The 20944-nt window shown below is 67.2% G+C and carries 17 protein-coding genes; 11 read left to right on the top strand and 6 right to left on the bottom strand.

Annotation, left to right across the window (positions count from 1 at the left end):
- Positions 1–777: 777 nt before the first annotated feature.
- Positions 778–4440, bottom strand: a complete 3663-nt coding sequence (locus AC068Z_RS39880) for an NACHT N-terminal helical domain 7-containing protein (RefSeq protein ID WP_478567807.1) — start codon at positions 4438–4440, stop codon at positions 778–780.
- A gap of 851 nt (positions 4441–5291) precedes the next feature.
- On the opposite strand from AC068Z_RS39880, the gene AC068Z_RS39875 reads away from it, so the two are divergent.
- Both AC068Z_RS39875 and AC068Z_RS39870 read left to right on the top strand, forming a co-directional pair.
- Positions 5292–5561, top strand: a complete 270-nt coding sequence (locus AC068Z_RS39875; RefSeq protein WP_478567804.1) for a hypothetical protein — start codon at positions 5292–5294, stop codon at positions 5559–5561.
- A 495-nt stretch (positions 5562–6056) separates the two neighbouring features.
- Positions 6057–6856, top strand: a protein-coding gene (locus AC068Z_RS39870) for an IS5 family transposase (protein WP_478567834.1) whose coding sequence is annotated in 2 segments (ribosomal slippage) — positions 6057–6392 and positions 6395–6856 — 798 coding nt in all. Because the reading frame shifts where the segments join, the coding sequence is not laid out codon by codon here.
- A 370-nt stretch (positions 6857–7226) separates the two neighbouring features.
- On the opposite strand, the gene AC068Z_RS39865 is transcribed toward AC068Z_RS39870, so the two are convergent.
- Both AC068Z_RS39865 and AC068Z_RS39860 read right to left on the bottom strand, forming a co-directional pair.
- Positions 7227–7799: a winged helix-turn-helix transcriptional regulator gene (locus tag AC068Z_RS39865; RefSeq protein ID WP_478567801.1), complete on the bottom strand. Its 573-nt coding sequence runs from the start codon at positions 7797–7799 to the stop codon at positions 7227–7229.
- A gap of 24 nt (positions 7800–7823) precedes the next feature.
- Positions 7824–8675, bottom strand: a complete 852-nt coding sequence (locus AC068Z_RS39860; RefSeq protein WP_478567798.1) for an ATP-binding protein — start codon at positions 8673–8675, stop codon at positions 7824–7826.
- Between the two features lie 207 nt (positions 8676–8882).
- On the opposite strand from AC068Z_RS39860, the gene AC068Z_RS39855 reads away from it, so the two are divergent.
- The 7 genes from AC068Z_RS39855 (at position 8883) to AC068Z_RS39825 (ending at position 16358) form a co-directional block, all read left to right on the top strand.
- Positions 8883–9203 (top strand): hypothetical protein, encoded by a 321-nt coding sequence (locus AC068Z_RS39855; protein ID WP_478567795.1) that lies wholly within the window; start codon positions 8883–8885, stop codon positions 9201–9203.
- The gene (locus AC068Z_RS39850; protein WP_478567792.1) at positions 9203–9748 is read left to right on the top strand and encodes a hypothetical protein; all 546 of its coding nucleotides are present in this window, start codon (positions 9203–9205) and stop codon (positions 9746–9748) included. Before AC068Z_RS39855 ends, AC068Z_RS39850 begins: the two co-directional genes overlap by 1 nt.
- Positions 9732–10307, top strand: coding sequence for a hypothetical protein (locus AC068Z_RS39845; protein WP_478567789.1), 576 nt, complete (start codon positions 9732–9734; stop codon positions 10305–10307). The genes AC068Z_RS39850 and AC068Z_RS39845 overlap by 17 nt, the downstream gene beginning before the upstream one ends.
- Before the next feature lie 50 nt (positions 10308–10357).
- Positions 10358–11740, top strand: a complete 1383-nt coding sequence (locus AC068Z_RS39840) for a ThiF family adenylyltransferase (protein ID WP_478567786.1) — start codon at positions 10358–10360, stop codon at positions 11738–11740.
- Between the two features lie 236 nt (positions 11741–11976).
- The gene (locus AC068Z_RS39835) at positions 11977–13173 is read left to right on the top strand and encodes a hypothetical protein (RefSeq protein WP_478567783.1); all 1197 of its coding nucleotides are present in this window, start codon (positions 11977–11979) and stop codon (positions 13171–13173) included.
- A 387-nt stretch (positions 13174–13560) separates the two neighbouring features.
- On the top strand, positions 13561–13944 hold the full coding sequence (locus AC068Z_RS39830) for a hypothetical protein (protein ID WP_478567780.1): 384 nt from the start codon (positions 13561–13563) through the stop codon (positions 13942–13944).
- A gap of 239 nt (positions 13945–14183) precedes the next feature.
- Positions 14184–16358 carry a tetratricopeptide repeat protein gene (locus tag AC068Z_RS39825; RefSeq protein ID WP_478567777.1) on the top strand — a complete coding sequence of 725 codons (2175 nt, stop codon included), beginning with the start codon at positions 14184–14186 and terminating at the stop codon, positions 16356–16358.
- Positions 16359–18141: 1783 nt separating this feature from the next.
- Here AC068Z_RS39825 and AC068Z_RS39820 read toward each other — a convergent pair.
- Positions 18142–18627 carry a TrmO family methyltransferase domain-containing protein gene (locus AC068Z_RS39820; protein WP_478567774.1) on the bottom strand — a complete coding sequence of 162 codons (486 nt, stop codon included), beginning with the start codon at positions 18625–18627 and terminating at the stop codon, positions 18142–18144.
- A gap of 75 nt (positions 18628–18702) precedes the next feature.
- Entirely contained in the window at positions 18703–19758 is a 1056-nt protein-coding gene (locus AC068Z_RS39815; protein WP_478567771.1) for a Tat pathway signal protein, read from the bottom strand.
- 193 nt (positions 19759–19951) lie between these two features.
- Here AC068Z_RS39815 and AC068Z_RS39810 point away from each other — a divergent pair, with 193 nt between their 5' ends.
- Positions 19952–20233 carry a hypothetical protein gene (locus tag AC068Z_RS39810; protein WP_478567769.1) on the top strand — a complete coding sequence of 94 codons (282 nt, stop codon included), beginning with the start codon at positions 19952–19954 and terminating at the stop codon, positions 20231–20233.
- A 38-nt stretch (positions 20234–20271) separates the two neighbouring features.
- On the opposite strand, the gene AC068Z_RS39805 is transcribed toward AC068Z_RS39810, so the two are convergent.
- Positions 20272–20436, bottom strand: a complete 165-nt coding sequence (locus AC068Z_RS39805) for a hypothetical protein (RefSeq protein WP_478567766.1) — start codon at positions 20434–20436, stop codon at positions 20272–20274.
- Between AC068Z_RS39805 and AC068Z_RS39800 the strand changes: the two genes are divergently transcribed.
- On the top strand, positions 20435–20920 hold the full coding sequence (locus tag AC068Z_RS39800) for an ATP-binding protein (RefSeq protein ID WP_478567764.1): 486 nt from the start codon (positions 20435–20437) through the stop codon (positions 20918–20920). The genes AC068Z_RS39805 and AC068Z_RS39800 overlap by 2 nt on opposite strands.
- Positions 20921–20944 lie beyond the last annotated feature (24 nt).

Raw genomic sequence — 20944 nt, 5'->3', positions numbered from 1 at the left:
TTCACCACCAAGCCAACTGAACCCGAAGCGCAGATCACCCGACAACCGGAACCGAAACAGCTGCCGTGACTACACCACCTCACGGGACATGACCGTTTCGCATGTGGGGGTCATTCCTACGGTGGTCCCGTCTGCTACTCGTTGACTGACTTCCCTGCGCATGCGGGGGTCCTCCCACCGCTCTCCTCGCGACTGCGGCCCGCCTGGTGTGGACGCCACGCGCGCGGGGGTCTGTCCGCGTCGCCAAGCTCGATGAGCCCGTCGCGCAGGCACGTGACACCCAAATGAGAAGTCGCAGGCCGGCTGGTCCCGGCTCGAGAAGGCGGCCGCGGCGGGAAGCCGGATCTTGTCCGGTCAGGCAGCGGGCCCGGTCGGTTCGTGCCGTTTCGGTGATGAGGGCTGGTCACGAGGCTGCCGGTCAAGGCGATGCGTCACGGGGGCACACGCGGGCCAGGCCTGTTTCGCCTGCGCTGCAAGCAGAGGCCGGATTGTGCCGGGGCCACTGGAGGTCGCGATGACGCTCACCCCCCTGCGGAACGCCAGATAGGCCGGGCGCCCAATGCCGCCGCCTTGGGCCTGCCTGCCCGCGCCCATATCCATCCACACGGCAGCTGGCCGGGCGCTGGCGTGGGAGCGTAAGCAGAGCAGAACCCTGCTGGCTGCCCGCAGTCCGGCTCCGAGCACAGTTGGGGCGTCTTACGAGGCGACGGGGAACTCACGTGCGGATTCTCGCAGGTGTGTGCGCCGGGGCGCGAGGCGGCGTATTGTGCTGCACTGCTATCTCCAGCTGCTGGTGATGCGGCGCAACTCGGCCAGCAAGGCATCGTTGTGCACGTGGTCCTGCAACCCGTCGGCGTCGGTCGGTCGCAGTCGTTGCAGTCCCTGGCTGGTCAGTGTCTGGAGCAGGGGTTCGGCGTGGTCGTCGAGCCAGTCGTCCGCGCCAAGGTCGCGGGCCAGTCGGAGCAGACCGATGACGACATGCGGTGGCCTGGGCTGCGGGATTTGTTCCAGGAGGGTGAGTGCTTCGGTGAGGGCCGCCTGGCTTGGCCGGCCTGCTGTGTTCCACATCACGGTGGTCTGGGCCTCGACAAGCAGGCACGACAGCCTGGTCAGTGGGTTGCCGCCGGTGTCGAGAGCCGGTGCCTGGGGTCCGAAACGGCGTGAGATCTGGGCGAGTTGGTCGTGTGGTACGCCGGGGTGTGAGGCGAGGCTGTGGACGCAGTGGGCAAGGATCAGCCATGTCTTCGCGGTCAGGCCGCCGGAGCTGGTGAACCGGGGTGCGGTCAACTGGTCGAGAACGTCGATCACTGTGGCGGCAGGCAGATCGGCGGCGGCGTGGAGAAGGTGTCGGGCGAGGATATCCGCGGCCAGCAGGCGTGTGTCCCGGGGCAGGTCCTGCAGCATGCGCAGAAGTGGGGAGTAGGGCGCGCCGGGCGGCCGCTCGCCGGTGGAGGGGTGCAGCAGGGACACCAGTGCGTGCGCAAGAGACGGGCCGTGTGGGCTGTGATCCGTCGGGTAGGTCCGGACGGCGTCGGGCATGCGGTGCAGCAGCGGCGCCGCGGTGTGCAGCAGGTGCTGTGTGCCGGCGTCGTGCATGAAGACTGCCTGCCGGTACAGGTCGGCGGGATCGCCCTCGGGGTGCCTGAAGGTTCCTGCCGTCGTGTCCCTGGGGGCGGGGAGGTTCACGGTCCAGGCGAGGTCTTGCTGGGCCGGGTGGGCGGCCACGCTCAGGTGCAGGTCCGTGCTCCGGGTGGCGGGATCGGTAAGGGGCTCGGCGCTCAGGGTGCGGGTGTAGGCGTCCCAGGAGCCGTCGCTGAGCTGGGAGCGCCACAGCTGCGTGTGGCGGCGCCATTGTTCAACGGTGTTGCGGGTGCCGAGCAGGCTGGAGGCGCGGATGCCGGAGTTGGCCAGAACGGCGAGCAGGAGCAAGTTGGCGCTGTAGACAGCGTCTTGCTGGGTGCGGTGGGCGGGGGCGGGCTGGTAGGGCAGGACGGTGCGGTGGCTGGTGTCGCGGGGCGTTTGGTGGAACAGGGTGCGCAGCACGGTGGTCAGGTGTACGCGCTCGGCTTCGGTGAGACGGGTGAGGTGTTCGCTGATGTTGCGGACGACTTCGTCCCGGTCGGTGAGGGGTGTGTGGCACAGCAGGGCGTACAGCCGGCCGTCGTCGACAGGCTGTACGCTGCCGGGCCTGGTGATGGCCTGTAGGTGGTGCAGTTCGTGGGTGATCAGGCGGGTGAGGAGGTACTCGCCGAAGGTCGCGTGCAGGAACTCGTAGGAGCGGTGTTGATGGCTGGTGAGCACTGCCTGGGCTTCGTGGATGAAGAAGAACCGGCCGAACAACAGCGGCGTGGCGTCGTTCGGGGCAGCTCCCAGCAGAGCGGCCAGGTCGTTCTCGGCGTCGGTGGCGCTGATGCCCTGTCGGTGGCGGTTGAACATGCCCATCGCGATGATGGCCAACCGCTGCAGCTCATGTTCCACCTGCGCGGCTTCGGCATCGGCGGGCAGGGCGTTGTGTTGTTTGATGACCTGGCGGCGGACAAACTCCGTGAGCAGGCGTTCGTAGAGGGTCAGGCGTTCGAGGCCGCCACGCTGGCGCAGGGCGTTGCCGGCGGAGTCGTACAGGGCGAGCATGAGCAGCAGAAGCGGCTGCCGAGCCAGGTCTCGGTGGGGACTGACCGCGTTCCAGGTGAGCGGCTGCACTTCATAGGTGGTGAAGTAGCGGCGGTTGGTGTAGTTCCAGAGATCCAGCCAGGTGCAGATGCGGTCGTCGTCGAAGGGTTCCAGACGGATGACGGTGCTCAGGTGAGGGATCCTGGCGTGGTCGGCAACGACAGTGCGGCTGGTGACGATCACAATCGTGGGGCGTCCGTGCTCGGCCTCGCGCTGTTGGAACCGGCCGACGTCATCGAGATAGGTGAACAGACGCGCTGGATCCATGTGGTCGGCTGCGGCCTGCAGCAGTTCGTCGAATCCGTCCAGGAGGACGACCCTGACCACATCAGCGGCTGCATCGGTGACCTCGGGCCACAACGTGCGCTGGCCCGAGGAATGCCGCAAAGACTCCTCAAGTTGCTGCTGCACGTCCATGTCCGCCGGAAGGTAACGCAACTCGACGCGATGGCAGAAGAACTCCGACTCCGGCAGACGAGCCGTGATGAGCTTGGTCAACAGCGACTTACCCGACCCTGGATGGCCCAGGATGAGCAGCGGTGCACGGATGGCGTGCTCCGTCAGCAGGTGCGCGGCAAGGAACGCCTCCAGGTCCTGCGACAACTGCTGGTCTTGCCACCAGTCATCACGGACGAGAGCCCGATAGGCGGAGCGGGAGCGGCCCGCGACTCGGAAGGCGGGGTTGATGTAGCCGGCCTGCACGGCGGGCATGCGTGGCCCAGAATCCTCGGTCTGAGCCAGAGGGGAACGCAACAGCTGCATCTGGCGTGAGGCCGTCGCGCCGCCGTCGCCGGTGAACTCGCTCAGCAGCCGGGACAGCCCGGCCAGGCCCGTGCCCGGCGGCAAAAGCAGCGAGGTTTGCGCCGTGCCCAGGGCTTCGGGCGGGTCTTCCGTGTCGGACGTCAGGCGCAACTCAGCGCATTGCCAGGTCACATCGGCCAGCAAGGCCTCATAGCGGCGCCAGGCCCGCAGAGCGAGCTCGTCCGGCTGCTGTCCCTGGCCGCCACCGGCGTCGTACACGGTGTCGGCCGTGTATCTGTAGGCGTTCTCGATCTCCGAACGAATGCTTGCCGGATGCCTGACCCGACATGATCCCAGGGTGATCCCTTCCAGTTCGGTGACCACGTCGGTGGCCAGGTCGCCCTGTTCGGAGCCGGCTTCGTATCGGATGCCTGAGGCCCCTACGGCATCGCAGAACGCGGTCACCACGATGACAAGGTCGGCCGCCCGCAGCAGCGCAGTACGGGTAGTGCCATGACTGGCCCGAACTCTGGAGGGGAATCCGTCGAGCACGTCAACCAGGTCCGTGATCGCGCCGCCGTGCAGCTTGAGCGGCTCCAGTAACTGCTCCGCCAGCCCCAAGAATTCGTCAGCTCTCTCGCCGATGAGTACAGCGACGGCGCTGGCAAAGTCTTCAGGAATGCTCTCAGGCCGCAGGACGGAAGGTGTCTTGCATGGACGCGGCCGGTCGAACTCTTGATCGTGATGGGTCTGTGCTTCGTAGTGACGGTGGCGCCACCAGTCCGCATCGGTAGTCAACCCGCCCGGTACTCCAGTGCCGCCGCGGCCCTGGCAGTACTTCACGATGCTCGCCACGTCGTCCCAGGACGGCAGCGTGCGGCGCTTGCCACTGAACAGATTTGAGATCGCGGCAGGGCTGAGGCTCACGGCACGCGCCACATCGCTTTGCTGGATGCCCTGCTCGTTCACCAGCCGTCCCAGCAGCCGGCAGAACACCGCGACGGGCCCCGATAACTCCCCTGCCGTCATTTGCACCCACCCCACCATTCACCCTGAATCAGCGTGATCTCCCGGCAGCGTAGGCGTGACCAGCACAAGCTGCCGTCCACTTCGGGATTCTTCAACACACCGCCTCACGGCGGCCCTTGACCGGCACGGTCGAAGCACCAACGTCCGGCTCGTTTCAAGGAGTGCGAAAATGCCCTGGCCCACCAGCCATGTCCCAGCCCTTGCACTGGCCTTGTGTCTTCTCGTCATCGCAGGCGTCGTGCTGCCCGCCGTGTGGTCCAGCCAGCCAGCACGCCGCCAAGCAGCTGCCGCCGTACTCGCGCAGCTCCTCACCGCCCTGCGCGGCCCAACAAGCGCTTCGCTGCCTGTGCAGCCCTCCCCTACCGACGCCACAGGCCCGACCGGCCCGGCATCCACACCCCCGGACACCGAAGCGACCAACACCCCAGCCTGAGCCAGCCGCGCAGCGAACGACAGACGACCCCTGGCCTGCGCCACCCTGCTCGTTCACGAACTGCGCATCGCCGCTCTCATCGGCTGCGATGAACTGATCATGGCCATGGAGGCCGTACTGCTGCAGCGCCGCAGACCCCTCCAGCGGCGTGGCTCAGCGCCGTGACCTCCCCGCCCGCCTCTGAGCCGGGCGGCGGTCCGGCTCGTGCCGGCCGCAAGGGCGCCGACATGTCTGCTGAGCCGGGCTCGACCGTTTCGGCCAGCCACTCGGCCGAGGCCTGCAACGGAGGCGCTCTCGACCTATTCTCCCACCGCTGGGCAACACGATCGGGCGTGTACAGCGGTCGAACCCAGGCCGCCAGCTGATGGATGCTCCCAACCCGAATGCGAGGTGGAATGCTCAGACGATGAAACCGAGAATGACCTTCGACGAGCACGTCGAGATGGGACGTGCTCTCGCGTCGATGCGCGACGAGCTCCTTCACCGGAGTGTCCAGCTGGCCAACGTCTATCCCCGGTCAGGTCCGTCGGCGGTTGCGGGCAAGGAGCTGGATGCGGCAGTCCGCGCTATCGATGCTGCCCGTGCCGAACTGGAGAACGCTCTGTACCGGGAGCACCCGCCGCAGGCGCAGACGTCGGTGTACTACCCGCCCTCCGAGGAACGGATCCGTGCTTTTTCCGAGCGGTGAAGCATGTGGCGCTGCAGGGGACGGTGCAAGAGGCCGTCCGGCCGGCCGCGGGTTCCGAATCGGCCATCGAGGTACCCCCGGGAACGGGCTGCGCGGGCCCTTGCAACGGCTGAGAGTTGTCCCGTGACCGCGACCGGAGCATGCCGTCATAGGGCAGTTCGTGTCGCAGCCATCTTCACCATGGTGAGCGCAGGCCGGCACACCGACAAGCCTGAGCCTGCCTTACGCAGCCGTCTGCTGGTGCCGCCGCAAGGGTCCGGCTTCCCGAAGCAAACAACGCTTCCAGGACACCGAGCTCGTCAGCACCGTCAGCTCAGGTAAAGTGTATAAAAGGCGGCCTGACGACCTTCGCACCTGCAGGTCGTCAACGGTTTTCCCCATACGCATGGGGGTCGTTCCCCGGCCGAGACCATCGGCAGTTCGTCACCGCTTTCTTCCCTCCAGGTCCTTAGACGTCATCTCATTTGGTTCGGTAGGGTGTCGGTCGTGGTGTCGATCGTTGAGCGGCTGGTGCCGGATGAGTTGTGGGAGCTGTTCCAGCGGGTGGTCCCGGAGGCTCCGTCGCGGCCCCAGGGTGGCGGCCGACGCCGGCACGGTGACCGGGAAGTGCTGGCTGCGATCGTGTTCGTGGCCACGTCTGGCTGCACGTGGCAGCAGCTGCCGTCCGCGTCGTTCGGACCGTCGGGAGCCACGGCTCACCGGCGGTTTACCGAGTGGTCCAAGGCCAGGGTGTGGGCCAAACTCCACCGCCTGGTCCTCGACGAACTCGGTGTGCGCGGCGAGCTGGACTGGTCCCGCTGCGCGATCGACTCGGTGAACATGCGGGCCCTGAAAAGGGGGACCTGACGGGTCCGAATCCTGTCGACCGGGGCAAGTACGACTCGAAGATCCACCTGATCACCGAGAAGACCGGTCTGCCCCTGTCCGTCGGAATCTCGGGGGCGAACCTCCACGACAGCCAGGCGCTGATCCCGCTCGTGAAGGGCAAACCGCCGATCCGCTCCCGGCGCGGAAGCCGCCGGCGCAGACCCGGAAAGCTCCACGCCGACAAGGGATACGACTACGACCACCTGCGGCGATGGTTACGCAAGCGCGGCATCAGGCACCGCATAGCCCGCAAGGGCATCGAGCCCTCGACCCGCCTGGGCCGCCACCGCTGGACCATAGAACGCACGATGTCCTGGCTTGCCGGATGCCGCCGACTGCACCGCCGCTACGAGCGGAAGGCCGAGCACTTCCTGGCCTTCACCAGCATCGCCTGCACTCTCATCTGCTACCGCAGACTCACCAAATGAGATGACTTCTTAAGCGCTTCCTCACACGCGTGGGGGTCTATCGCGCATACGGATGTCCGCCAGGATCAGTCCGCCGTCCTCCCCATACGCATGGGGGTCGTTCCACGGTGCGCGCGGTCGCGATCGACTACAAGTCGTCTTCCCCACACGCGTGGGGATCCACCCACAGGACACCGAGCGCCCCGGCGAGCCGAAGCCTTGTGGGTCGTGTAACCGGGGACCGGGCAGCTGGTCTGCCCAGCGGCGCGCGCGGCTTCGCCGGCGCGCGAGGACACCTGGAGGCGCCCGATCCCCTCGCACGCCGCCGGGCCGAGCTGACCCACCCCCACCCTTTCTCTATTTCCAGCAAGCCACGCGGTCGTGCGGCTGGTCATGCCGCTTCGGCGTCCAGGACGTCGCGGTAGGTGTACTCTTTCCCGCCCCGTTCGGGGCCGCTGGCTCGCTCCCGGTGAAGGGCCCCGGCTTCGACGAGCCTTTTGAGTCTGTTGTTGGCGTTGGGCAGTGAGATGCCGAGCGTCTCGGCGAGCTGTGCCGCCCGGAAGGCGCCGAGTCGGCGCGCTTCGGCGTAGGTACCAGCCAGGACCGCGGTGTCGCCGAGCAGTTCGTAAGTGTCGCTGTCCACCGCGATTTGCTTGCGGCGCTCGAGGCAGACGGTGACCGCGTCGCGGGTTTCTTCGTTCAGGCCGGTGAGGCAGACACCGTTTGCGCGGATGTCTCCTGCGGACAGGAGGAGGTAGATCTTGCCGAGGAACTCGTCGACGAAGCTGTTGGTCATCGCTTCGACGCCGCCGAAGTCGACGGTCAGGAGGGTCAGGGGGACGGCATCGGCAAGTTGCTTCTCCAGGGCCTGGCGGGTCTCAACGCCCTTGGCCCGGGTAGCGAGAAACGTGCCGTGCTCTTTCACGGGGAATCGGAGCATCGTTTCGCGCTTCTGCGGGTTCATTTAATTCATTGAAGCACAGCTCGTTCAGGAACGATACGAGACTCTCAGCCAGGACCAGGTTCCCTGTACAGGGGTGGACGTGCCGGTGGGGCGAGGCGGCACGGGGCCGCTGCGGGTCCGGCTCGCACGCAGCAGTCCGTCTCCGCTGCGCAAGACGAGTCGGGTGGCGGCGGCTCTGCCGGGCTTGGTCAGCAGGTCAGGTAGGCCGTTGCCTCGTTTGTCTTGCGTTCCGCTGACCCCGGGGCGCAGGGCGTGTTCAAGGGCTTCGGCGCTGGTGACGATGCGGGCGTGGTCGGGGTTTTTGTTCAGGTGGGCCAAGACGCCGATGCCGGTGTCGCAGACTGCTATCTCGATGCGGCGGTAGCCGGTGGTCTTGCCGCTGTAGGCCTGGGCGGCGATGAAAGCGCCGCGGGCGCTGAATCCGTGGACGGTGGCGTTGTCGATCAACTCTCCTACGGCTTGGAAGACCTTGCGCCCGTCGCGGGAGCCCAGTTGCCGGATGGCCATCTGCCCGACCCTTGCGCCGATGGCCTCAGCGGTATCCGGGGAGAGGTGAGCGACCTCAAGCAGGCTGGTGGACCGGTCGTAGCGAGTCTGGTCGGGGATGGCGCCTTCGATGTGCGCGTCTGCCGGGAGGGCCTTGAGCAGGTCCATGCGCTGCATGTAGGAGGCGACGTCCGCGGAGACGGGCAGGTGCAGTGAGATGGTCCTGCCCCGGGCGGCGTGGGTGTGCACGGCGGCGGCCGCGGCCGTCAGATCGAGCGGGCTGGCGAACGTCAGGCGGCGGGCGTCTACGACGAGTCGGCCGGGGTCTGCGCTGCGGATGACGAGGTCCCGGCGCAGCAGGGGATGGCGTCCAGCAAGTTCGAGTAGCACGGCTGACCAGCATGCCACCACGCCGGGCCGAGCCCGGGAGTTCACCCGTCTGGGCGTGTCCCGCACCTCCCGACCCTCTTGTGCTACGGTTTCACTGAGAGCAGTGAAACCGAGTCGTGAAGGTTCGCTGCGCCCCTGTCCCAATCACAGGGACGGGCATGAAATGCGGACGCGAGCCGCCCTCGCGGCATGGAACAGGAGCACCAGATGACAGCAACGCACGGATCCCCCGACGACGCCGCGGCGGAAGACCGCTCTCACGAACGCACACGGGTCGTGACCGTCGACAACAAGGACAGCGGAGACACCATCAGGCTCCGCCGTCAGGTCACCGACCCCGTCGAGTCGGTGATCGCAGCCATGTATGAGGAGTTCCGGCGGTCCCGGGATGCCGAGGACCGCCTTACCTGCCGCCACAACGGTCACGACGTGTTCCAGTTCGCTGCGCTGACGCTGGAGGAGTACCTGCGTCAAGGGCACTGCCGCAACCTGCACTGGGCCTTCGTCGGCGGGACCGGCGGGGCGTGATGTCCGTACCGTCTCCTGCCGATCCGCAGATCGCGGCCGCCGTCTTCGCGGATCACGTCGGACGGGCACAGGCGGGTGAACTGGCCCGGCGGCACGGCTGGGTGTTCACCCGCCTCGGGCCGCTGCATGTCGTGGTCGAGGTGACACCGGGGCGTGCGGCGGGCGGGGAGCGCTTCTGGGTGAAACTGGGCGCCGAGTACTACGACCTGTATCCCCCGACCACCGTGTTCGTGGCCCCGCCCGACCCGGCGCAGGACGTCTCGGCGCCGCAGGCCTGGTCTCCCGCTGCCCCGGGCAGCCGTTGGCTGCCCGCGCTGGATCCCCTGCCATGGTTCGCGATCCACGGCGCCTACGGCTTTCCCGGCGGGCCCGGGCAGTTGGTGTGCTGCTCGATGACGTTCGGCTACTACGTCACCGGCCACAGCCCGACCGCGGGCCAGCAGTGGCGCCAGGGGCACCACACTCTGGTGGCCACCCTCAGCAGAATCCAGGACGCCCTCGACGGCCCGAACTACAAGGGACCTTCCGATGCTGTCCATCCCTGAAGGAATCTGGGGAGAACTGCTCGATGCCTTCGCCCTGGCCCCGCCCGGCCACGAACGCATCGCCTACCTCGACGGCCTGCGCTTCACCGGTCCCGACGCAGACCTGCACGGAGTGGTGACCACGGTCACCCTTCCCGACGCGACAACCAGCGCAGGCCGGTACGAGGTGAGCGCCGCGGCCATGGACCGGGCCGGCGCGCACTTTGAGCGCTACGGCCTGGTGCGGCTGGCTCAGGTGCATACCCACGGCAACCACCACGTCCGGCACTCCCGGACAGACGACCAGCAGGCCTACAGCCAGCGGGATGGAGCGCTGTCGCTCGTACTGCCGCACCACGCGGCCGGGCGCCCCACTCCCCTGCACGCCGGCGTCCATCTGCGCGGCCCCGACGGCTGGGTCCGCGTGCACGGCGACGACATCCACCAGGTCCTTCGCCTGATACCCAGCCTCATCGACCACAGGAGCCCGCCGTGGAAAGCCTCTCCGACCGGCACGAAGGCGATCTTCAAGGCCGCCTCACTGCGTTCACGGCTCTTCAGCCGGCGGCTGTGGCGGTAGTCCTCGACCCGCGCACGGCCCATCTGGCCGGCCCGCAACATACCGCCTGGATGCTGATCAACCTCTTGGCCCGCGCAGCCGGTGTGATCCGGTCCGTCCACCTGGTATGCCCGCCCGAGGTTCCCCTGGCCGCCCGCATCGTCCCCCTGGCGCCCCGGGAGGCGACCCTGGAGCAGGCCCTGCTCCAGGGGGCAGACGCGATCGGCGCCGTCAGCGTGTCACCGGCTTCCGCCCTGGCACCAGGGCAGACCGTCCTGGTCATCGGATCCGCCCACGACAGCGACAACGGCGGGACGCGGTTCGTCACCGGGTACGGATGGTGGGGAGGCATCAGCAGTCATCCCCTCCCCGTCCCCGAGGAATACCGGGAAAGTGCGCTGCCCTTCGGGCCATACCTCGCAGCCGCACTGGCCGCAGCCGAGGTCTTCCTGAGCGTCCGCCTCCCCCAGCACTCCGTGCCAGCCGAAGCGTACGGCTGGGACTGCTGGAACCAGACCTTGACCTGCACTCCCCTACCGGGAGCCCCCGCCGGCCTGACAAAGGTGGACCTGACGGGCACGGCACTCGCTGGCGTGGGCGCCGTCGGCAGCGCCTGGGTCCACGCCCTGTGGGCGGCACCCGGCCTCACCGGGACGGTCATCCTTGCCGACGCCGACAGCAAAGGCGTCACGCTCACCAACCTGAACCGGTGCACGCCCTTCGGCCGGCACCATCTCAACCTGCCCAAGGCAGACTGCGCCGCCGACGTCTGCGCGGACGCCGAGATCGTCTGGCGCCCGCATCACGCCCGCTTCGAGGAACTCGGCATCACCCCCGACCTGCTGATCTCCGCCGTCGACACCAACCGGGCCCGGGCACAACTCCAAAACCGTTACGCACCCCGGATGCTGTCGGCCAGCACCTTGGACCTGCGAGCCGAAGCCCTGCGCGTCGGACCGCCCGGCATCGGCGCCTGCCTGCGCTGCTACAACCCGCCCGAGACCATCACCGGCGACGACGAACTGCGCGCCCGCACCCGGGCCGGCGGCGCCCCGGCCGTACAGGCCCTGGCAGCCGAGGCGGGCGTCTCGGAGGCCGAGGTCCGGCGCTGGCTGGAGCGAGGCGAGTGCGGCGAAGTAGGAACACGGCTTCTGCAGTCCCTGCGCCGCCAGGCCGAGCCCGCGCAGGCCCGCTTCGCGGTGGGATTCACCTCCGCGGCAGCAGGTGCCCTTCTCGCAGCCGAAACCATCAAGACACTGATGGGCCAGCCCATGCGGGAAGCAGCCCCCCAGCACAACAATGTCACCTTCCAGTTCCTCAGGCCCACCACCGACGTCAACGCCACCGGCCCCCTCGCCCGCGATCCACAATGCCCCGCATGCTCACCCACACATGCGGCCATCGGTACCTGGCGGCAGCGCGCCGCTGACGCGGTGATGCAAGTACGCCGATAAGGGCAACTCGCTTCGGCGCGGTCCCCCCGTCTCCGCACCACCCACGAACAGGGCTACCACCGACGCGGCAGTCCGGCATCTCGGCGAGGGCGTAAGCGTGGGCTAGCAGCCAGGCGGCCACATCGGGTTGTCACCGCTTGGGCTCAGCAGTCAAGGGTGCAAGTTGGCCGGGTGTATATGCGCGTAGAAAGTAGCGGGAGGGCTTGAACGGTAACGGACTCATGCACCATGAGCGAATGGAAAGGGCAGACGATCTCACCATCATGATGGTTACCGTCGAGCGGGGTTCCGATGCCGTAGTGCTCTTGCGGTCCGACGGCAAGGAGGCCCATATGCCGTTGGTCACCCCCATGTTCGAGTCCACGAGTCTGCTCTCCCGCGTCTCCTACCCGCCGACGTTCGAAGGCATGGTTGCGGAGACGCTGAAGGGCGACAGCATCGTCTTCGAACTTCCCCGGTTCGACGGTGCCGACCAGCGGACGGGCCGGCCCGTGGTCTATCTGGATCAGAACAAGTGGCGGCTGATAAGTGATGTGCTACGGGGGCGGCCAGGTGTGCCTGCGCTCGAGCGGACCGCCGCTCTTCGCCTGGCGAGCTGGTCAGCAGAGCGAAAGGTCATCCTTCCGGCTTCGTCGGGCCACTTCTACGAAACGACGAAGTGGTCTAACGTCGAGGGCCGTTACGAACTGGGCCTGACGATTCTTCAGCTCAGCAGAGGGTGGCAGTTGACCGACCCGCTAAAGGTGTGGGAGGACGAATTGCGCGTGATGCTCGGTGACGGGCCCGAGCGGAGTGAAGAGTCCGTCCAGGTCGTAACGCTGGCCCCGAACTCCCTCCACTCTCCTGCCCGAGGGTTCGCACCAGCGCCGCCTCCAACGGATTTTCCGGCCGAATTGGCGTTCCAGCACAAGTCGCTGGTCTCGGCACTGGCCCAGATAGACACGATGCTGGACTCAGAAGGCGGGCAGCGCGGGCCTGACACCGGCTGGGAAGCGGCGAACCAGCGCTTCAGCGACCAGTTGGACGCTGACGGCGGAGATGCACAGCAAAAACGCAAGAAGATCGATGCGCGGCTCGTCGAGGAACTGCGTGGCATGGTGAGCACAGCATCAGCTTCCGCCGGGTTGACAGAGGCGCAGCAGCAGACGTGGAGCGCAGACTCGCAGTCGGCCCGGAAGCTAGTTCCACTGCCTGCCCTGGGGCTCTTGCGGGAGATGTTCCACGAACGTCATCTCAACCACGGGACCAGGTGGGAAGCCAATGACGTGATCGACATGACCTATCTCTCGTGTGCGGCTGGGTATGCAGATTTTGTTGTCTGCGAACGGCACATGCGTGAGTCGCTGGCGCGTGGGATTCGCCGGCTGGGGCGTCGCACGCAGGCCTGTCGAAGTCTGGCGGAGGCAGTGACCACTATCGAGGCGGCGATGTGAACCGGTAGGAGATCCTGCGCATGTGCGCATGACGCTGTTGCCGCAGCGAGGCGACCGCCCAGATCAACGCCACCGGCCCTCTCGCCCCGCCCCCACAGGCCCCCGCGTGCGCACCTAAGCATCCGGCACTCAATACCTGGCAGCGACTCACCGCCAGCGCATCCGCGCGGAACCACCTGTGAAGACAACGCACTGCACCACGCCCGAACGCCCAGCGTCGAGAGCGGCAACAACGCCGTCAGACAAGCCAGTCAGCGACCCGGCCGCGCTCTGCACCTCCCGTCCGGAAATGGCAGCCGACCTGTGCGTGGCTGGCATGGGCGCAAAATCTGGGTTGTCGGCGCATCCTGCGATACTTCTGCCATGACAGGTTGGGGGAGGATGGCGGTGCGACTGCTGGTCGTGCTGTTCGCTCTGGCAGCGGTGGGGTTGGGTGTGATGGCGGCGGTGCTCGATCTCGACACCTCCGCCCAGCTGGCGACTGTGGCTTCAGCAGTGGGCAGTCTTGGCCTGGCAGCGTTGAGCAGCTACGTGCTCCTACGCCCTGCGACGAGCAGTTCCGCGCAGGCTGCGACTGCTGCCGGCGTGCGCTCTGTTGCGGCCGGTGGCAGCATCGGGCGCGCGGTAACGGGTGACTGCGCCCGCCTGTCCGCTCCTCCTGTGGTGCCCGCGGCGGGAACGTCGGGTCCGTCGCATGCCGACGGTGAGCGGAGTGTTGCCGCCGGGGGCGAGGTCGGCGAAGCAATCACGGGAGACGACGCACACGCATGAAAGGGCGGAAGCGACCCGAAGCAGCCTCCGGTACACGCGATATCTCCTCTGACCGCACTCCCCTGCCGCCTGTCTCCAGCGCAGTGGCATCGGGCGACCGATCCATTGCGGCCGCGGGGATTGAGGCTGCCACCTCAGGCGACTACAGCCCTATTTCCGTCACGGTGTTCCCGCCCGCTCCGCTGCCCACTGCGTTGCAGTCCCTCCCCGCTGGCCCCGCGATGCTCCGCGGCAGGGAAGTGGAGACCGGCAAGGTCATGGCGGCCTTGCGGCCCCATACCCCAACGCAGCAGAACCCGGAGCTATCACAGGACAGGCCCACCACTTCAGCGTCGTTGATTGTCCGCCGGCCGGTGTTGGTGGCGTCAATCGCAGGACTCGCCGGAGTCGGCAAGACCGCACTCGCCCTGGCGGCCGGACACGCAGCCTTGAAAGCCGGTTGGTTCACCGGCAGTCTCTTCATCGATCTGCACGGATATGACGAGAGTCCTGTTCAGCCCGGACAGGCCCTGGAAGCATTTCTGAGAGCTCTCGGTAAAGGGCCTGACACCATTCCTGTGGAAACGGGGCAGCGAGCGGCGTTGTACCGGTCCGAACTTGCTGCCTTGGCCGGGCAGGGACATCGCCTGCTGATCGTGGCTGACAATGCCTCCAGCGCCGACCAGGTCCGTCCTCTTCTCCCTGGCTGTGACGAACACCGGGTCCTTGTCACCTCCCGGCACACCCTGCCAACGCTCAACGCCCGCCTCATCGACCTGGGCGTACTCGCCCCGTCAGCGTCAGCAGCACTTGTACGTCACATCCTACAGACGGCCGACCCCGCCGACCCGCGCCTCACCGAGACCGGCGCAGGCATCGACGCCCTGACCGGCCTGTGCGGCCACCTGCCGCTGGCCCTGCATATCAGCGCCGCCCTGTTGATCCTGGAGCCCCACCAGACAATCGCGGAACTGACAGCGGAACTGGCCGCCGCACAGTCACGGCTGAGCCTTCTCGAGGCCGACGACTGCGCAGTACGCGCCTCCTTCGGCCTCTCTTACCGCCGGCTGTCCCCCGAGCACGCCAGTCTCTTCTCGCTCATGGCGCTCAACCCCGGGCCCGACATGAGGATCGGTGCGGTAGCAGCACTTGCCGACCGTCCGGAGGACGCGGTGCGAACCATGCTCCGCAGTCTGGTCCAGGCACACCTGCTCGACTGCACCAACCGGCGCTGGTCGATGCACGACCTCGTGCGCGAATACGCTGCCGAACAGGCCGCCAGCACGCTTAACCGGGCAGTCGACGGCGCCCAGGGCCCCAGCCGGGAAGCAGCAACGGAGTACACCCACCGGCTCCGACGACTGTTGGAGTACTACCTCACGACCACCAGCGCGGCCAGCGCCCACCTCACAGAACAGCCCGCCCCTTCCGCGACAGGGCTCTTCACTCATCAGGACAGCGCGCTTGCCTGGCTCGACGAAGAGCGAGCCAACCTGACGGCTTCCGTGGCCGCAGCAGCAGCCTCCCAAAACCATGAGATCGCCATCCGTCTTGCACGCGCCCTGCACGACTATCTGATCTGGCGTGGCCTCTTCGACGACCTGATCGCCCTCACGACAATCGCGGCCGACGCGGCCCGTCAGATTGGGAACGTGAACGCCGAAGCAGCGTCGTGGAACAACCTCGGCATTGGCCTGTGCGAAGCCTCTCGCTATGACGAGGCTGTCCGCGCCCACGACCGGTCTATCGGCCTCTTCGCCACGCTGGGCAACCACAACGAGCGAGGCAAAGCGCTCAACGGAAAGGGATCCGCCCTTCGGGATGCCGGGAAAGCCGTCGAAGCACTGCCGGTCCATCAGGAGGCCTTGGCCCTCCAGCGAGCTGAAGGCGACCTCCGTGAACAGGGCGCCATCTTGAACAACCTCGCCCTGGACCACCAGGAGCTGGGCAACCACGCTCAGGCCTACGCGGCAGCCGAAGAAGCCATCGCCCTCTTCCAACAGCTCGGCAATACCCAAGAGGAGGCCAACGCCCTGTGCACGATGGCTTTTTCACTTCACGCACTAGGACGGCGTCAAGACGTACAAGCAGTCTGCCAACAGGCCGTCGAGGCAAGCCGGGTCATGGGAAACCCGCTCATCGAAGCAGCACCTCTGCTGACCTGTACCCAGCTGGACGATCTCCCGCGCCAACAACGGATCGCCTACTTGCAGCAGGCGGCAGCGGCCTGCGAGCGAGCCAACGCCCACGAACTGCACGCACACGCACTCTCCGTGATGGGGGCGCTGCTCGCCCCGGATGACCCAGCCGAAGCGGTCGCACACCTTCTGCGGGCGGAGATCATGTACGAAGCTCTCGGGCTCACTGAAGAAGCAGCTGAAGCCCGCGGCCTGCGCACAGCCACCCAACCTGCGCTCACCCCACCGCCTTCCTGATCCCGGCAGACCTGCCCACCGTGAGAGAAGGCTGTCAATTATGCACGGCCACACGCGCCGGACGCACCGCCCACGCACGGGCGTAGCTGCAGCCGCACACCAAATCTGCCCGCGCCACCCTTGCCCGCCGGCGCAGTCATCTCATCGAAGAGAACGAGCGGGTCAGAGAACTTCCCCTATGGTCCTTTCATTTTGGTGCGCTGGGGAATCTCATCTCATGTCACCAAGCCTTCGCACTAGATGTCCACGAATCGTTGCCCTGAACAGCCAACGCCACAGACATCAAGACGAGAAATACGGATGACATCGGACTGAGAAGTCGCACAGGCCGAGCCGAGCTCGGCGCAGTGGGCCCACTGGCTCCACGACACCCACGGCATCTCGACGGGAACCGGTGACCCGGACTTCGAGGGACAGGCGCAGCCGCTGCTCCACGCCCCCCAGGCGCGCCACGGGCCTGATCCACAGGAGTCCGCCATCAGCGAAGAATCCGAGCCGGCCGGGCGGTGGTACGACTACAGCCACCGTGCCCGGCGTACACATCAACAGCCGCACGGCACGTACCCGGATCCAGCCGCCCCGGCCGAGCACACCAACCAACGAGATTCCGTCACCGCAGCCGGCAACCGTCACCCCACCAGCAACGATCTGGCAGCATTCGTCGCGAGCTTCCAGGAGCACGAACGCGGCAGCCACCAGCCGGTCCCCGGCGAGACTGCCGCCGCTCTCAGTGAGGGTGCCGCTGCAGAACCCCTACCGGAAGGCAAGCGCGAGGCAGCACCCACCGGCGCCGGCACACAGGCCGCCGACAAGCAACAGCACACCCCGCAAGGGAAAGCCGCCATCGACGGCGTATCACCGGACGAGCCCGCCGGCCTCACTACCGTCGACCGCTACTACCTGGCGTGGAAGGAGTACCAGACACACAACGAAGGCGGCCCGCAATCCTCGACGCGGGAAGCCAAGGAGCTCTCCACCCATCTCGCCAGCAAGGGACTATGCGGCCGCGGTAACAGACCGGTCCGCCCAGCCACCCTGCGCCGCTACCTCCTGCCCTTCCGCGTCTACAACATCTGGGCCGAACAACGAGCGCGCAACGATGCACCCTCGCTCGAGGCCGTTGCCCAGGAATGCGCAGCCCAGGGAATCACCGCGCAATACAACAAACCCCTCACCACCAACTACCTCGCCGACCAAGCCGCCGACTTCGAACGGCGCTGGCAAACCCTCCACCATCACCACGCCAGCAGACGGCGGTAACCGGCCCTACTGACATTGGCACCATGATGCCGTCCGGAAGGTTCTCAAATCACGTGCCCGAGAGCCACCCGAAAGTCCGGACGGCTCCTCCATGGGGTGTGTCGCGCGCTCGCCAGCTGGCCTTGACGAGCGCGATCACCGAGTACTGTCGTGGTCACGAGCTGACGCTGGCCGGCGTCTACATGGAGCATTGTTCTTCCACGCCGTCCGCGTTCACGGGCATGCTCGATGCCCTCACGACCACTCGGCCCTATGGGGTAGTACTTCCCACCTCATCCCACCTCGGGCCCAAGGCCATAGCGGCTGAACGGCGCAGTCAGCTGACCGAGGCCGGCGCCCATCTGCTGCTGATCCGCGGTGAGCAAGCAGCTCCACCAGGTGGAGCCTCGCCGACCCTCGCCGCCGGAGGCGCCGAGTGATGAGTGCCTGCCGGTATGGCCCCGCGCGACAGCTGTCGTTGGCATCCGCACGGGCGGCTACGTCTCGTCGGGCCGCCAGTCACGGTTCCGAAGGTTGCCCCGAGTCAGCGTTCGGCGGCGTCCCTCCAGTAGTCCTCCAGCATCTCGCTGGGCCACGCGGGCTGGGTGACGGTGCCGCGCGGCATGAACTCCTTGAAGACCGGCACCAGGTCCACCACCAGGGTGCCGTCGTCGGCGTCAAGGTCGGTGACGTGCAGGTCCCGACCGTCAACGCGGAGCAGCCGTGGGAACGAGGTCGCGAGACGGGCAGGGCGCCGGTGGTTGTGGTGCACGAAGGTGCCCGTAGCCGGCCATGCCGGGTTGTTTCGCGGGCTGCGGGCGTGGAGGGCGACGTCTTCGGGAGAGCCGAAGTTGAAGAACCAGATGACCTGGAGGTGGGAGAACTCTTCGATCCCCTGCAGGGTCTCCTCTGGGTACTCCGGGCGAAGTCGAATGATCGACTCCACACCGCCCTTGAAGTCATCGAGCCGACCCTTGTGGCCTCCGACCACGTCGGCGATCACCGGCACCTCGATGGAATGTGTGGACACGGGATCCCCCTTCTCCGCTCGCGGTACGGCGAGGCGGTCGACCACAGCACGTCCGCCTCCACCGCCATGGCGCCGTCAGGCTACTCGTTCGAGTACGGCCTTGGCGCGCTCGTCGATCTCCCCCGCCACGCTGATTCCCCGGTGGCGGAAGGGGGACAGCACCCGGCGCATGTTCACGGCTGCCTCGCGTGCTCTGCCCGACTGGACGCCTTCCATCGCGTCCAGCGCCTGCGCCCACGTGTGGCACGCGGCCTCCACGTTCCCCTTGCGTGCCTGCACGGCGCCCATGTAGCCCAAGGTCACCGCGTGGGTCCGGCTGAAGGTGTCGGCCTTCCTGGTCAGCACGCTGTTGTTGAATTCCCGGAGGGCTCCGTCGAGATCGCCGAGTGTCCACAGGGTGCGGGCGGTCTCGTGAGCCAGGGAGGCTCGCTGGAAGAACCACACCCGGCTCGGGTCCTCGTCACCGACATCCGCCGCAGCAAGGTCATCCTCGGCCCGGAGAAGCGCTGCGATCGCGGCGCGCTTCTGCCCGTCGGCGGCGAGGCTGCGTGCCTGCACCACTCCGAGCAGTGCCCGCTCGCGGGGGGTCGCCAGCGTGTACCGCTTGCGCTCCACGGAGGCCGTGGCGAGTTCGACGGCAACCCGTGGGTGGCCGAGGTCCGTTGCCTGGTGAGCCATCGCCCGCAGGATATGGCCGGCGAGCGGAGTGTCGTCCGCTTCCGCTGCGAGCTTCAGGGCGAGTGTGAAGTAGCGCCGCGCGGCCTCGTGGTGGGAGGCGTCGAAGCTCATCCAGCCAGCGACGTACACCGCCTCAGCGGCAGCGGAGAGGAGGGCACTACGGGTGTCGTCACTGGTGAACACCCCGCCGATGTACCTGGCGACGTCGTCGACGAGGTACTGGTAGAGGGCCGTGCGGCCATCCATGCCGCCGTGGCGCTGGTCTCTGTGAGAGAAGAACTCCGTCATCTCACGGACAGCGCTGACTTCCGCGGCCCCGACCCTGCGGCTCGTCGCGGCGGGGCGGGACTTCGCCCGCTGGGGAGCCTCGTCCCACCACTGCTGTCCGGGCAGGACCAGGCCGCCCACCGAGTAGGCGGCGCCGGCCAGCAGTCGGCGGCGTTCGAGGTCCACGTCGCTTCTCCCAAGGTCTACCAGCGCAGCCAGCGTATCGACGTTCCACTCCGATGCCGTGACTGCACCCCCCTCCGGCACAGAGAGCCCGATCTCAGCTGGAGTGATGGGGCGTTGGAGCCGTCGCGACAACGTCTCGCACAAGATAAGGGGCGCTCTGCCCGAGGGCTGTGTTCCCGCCACCCACATGGCGATGTGCGAGCGGCTGATGCCCAGCATTTCCCTCGCTTCTACCTCGGCCGCGACCCTCACGAAGGCAGCCGCCACCTTCGTCTGCGACCAGCCTGTTTCCGCGATCGCGTCGGCCAGCTTCACGTTCCGCTCGCGCGCCATCGTCTACCTCGGTTCACCAAAACGATCTTTGACGGGTTTGACGGCCCCGGCAGCCGCCGGGAGATACCGCCGCGATGTGATCCACGGTTCGCTCGTGGTCAACGAAACCACCAACTGCCTTTGTCCGGGAGGAAACCGGTGAAGACCAGCCACACGACTGGCGCCGATGCCCGGACTGCTTCAGGCGACGGGCGCGCCCCCGCCCCGACGTCCGACGGACGGCACCTCGACCACCCCCCGCCGGTGGCCGTGCTCGTGCAGAACCTCCGCCGCTTCGACCGCTCCGACAAAACCGCCGATCGAGTCCTCCGCGGGCTCAAGCATCAGTTGTGAGAAGGCGAGCATGGACCGAATCGAAAGCCTGGGCAGCGTCATCAGCGTCCCTGAGCACCAGAAGAGCCTGACGCTCGCCGCCGACGACAGGGCTCCGGGCAAGGCCCGGTCCTTCACCCGTGAGGCACTTACGACGTGGGGAGCGGACGATCTCCTTGACCAGGCAGTGCTGATCGTCAGCGAGCTCACCACCAACGCCGAGCAGCATGGCCGAATGCCTGACGCCGGCCACGGCCTTCCATCCAGCGACGGCAAGCCCGTCGATGAGATCACGCTGACGCTCGCCTTGCAGGCCGGTGTCGTGGGGATCGAGGTCGAAGACAACTCCCCGGAGCCCCCAGTGCCTCAGATCCCCTCGCTCTACGCCACCGGCGGACGCGGGCTGCGCCTGGTATCGGCCACGGCTGACGCCTGGGCCGCCTGCCCCAAGGAAGACGGACGTGGGAAGCGGGTGATCGCCTTCGTGAAGCGCCCCGCGTCGCCCATCACCTACTGACCAACCCCCCTTGGAGTCCCGCTG

It is taken from the genome of Streptomyces sp. NPDC043726, assembly GCF_056436565.1.
Note: the sequence above shows the minus strand (reverse complement) of the source record. Positions and strands in the feature narration are given on the sequence as shown.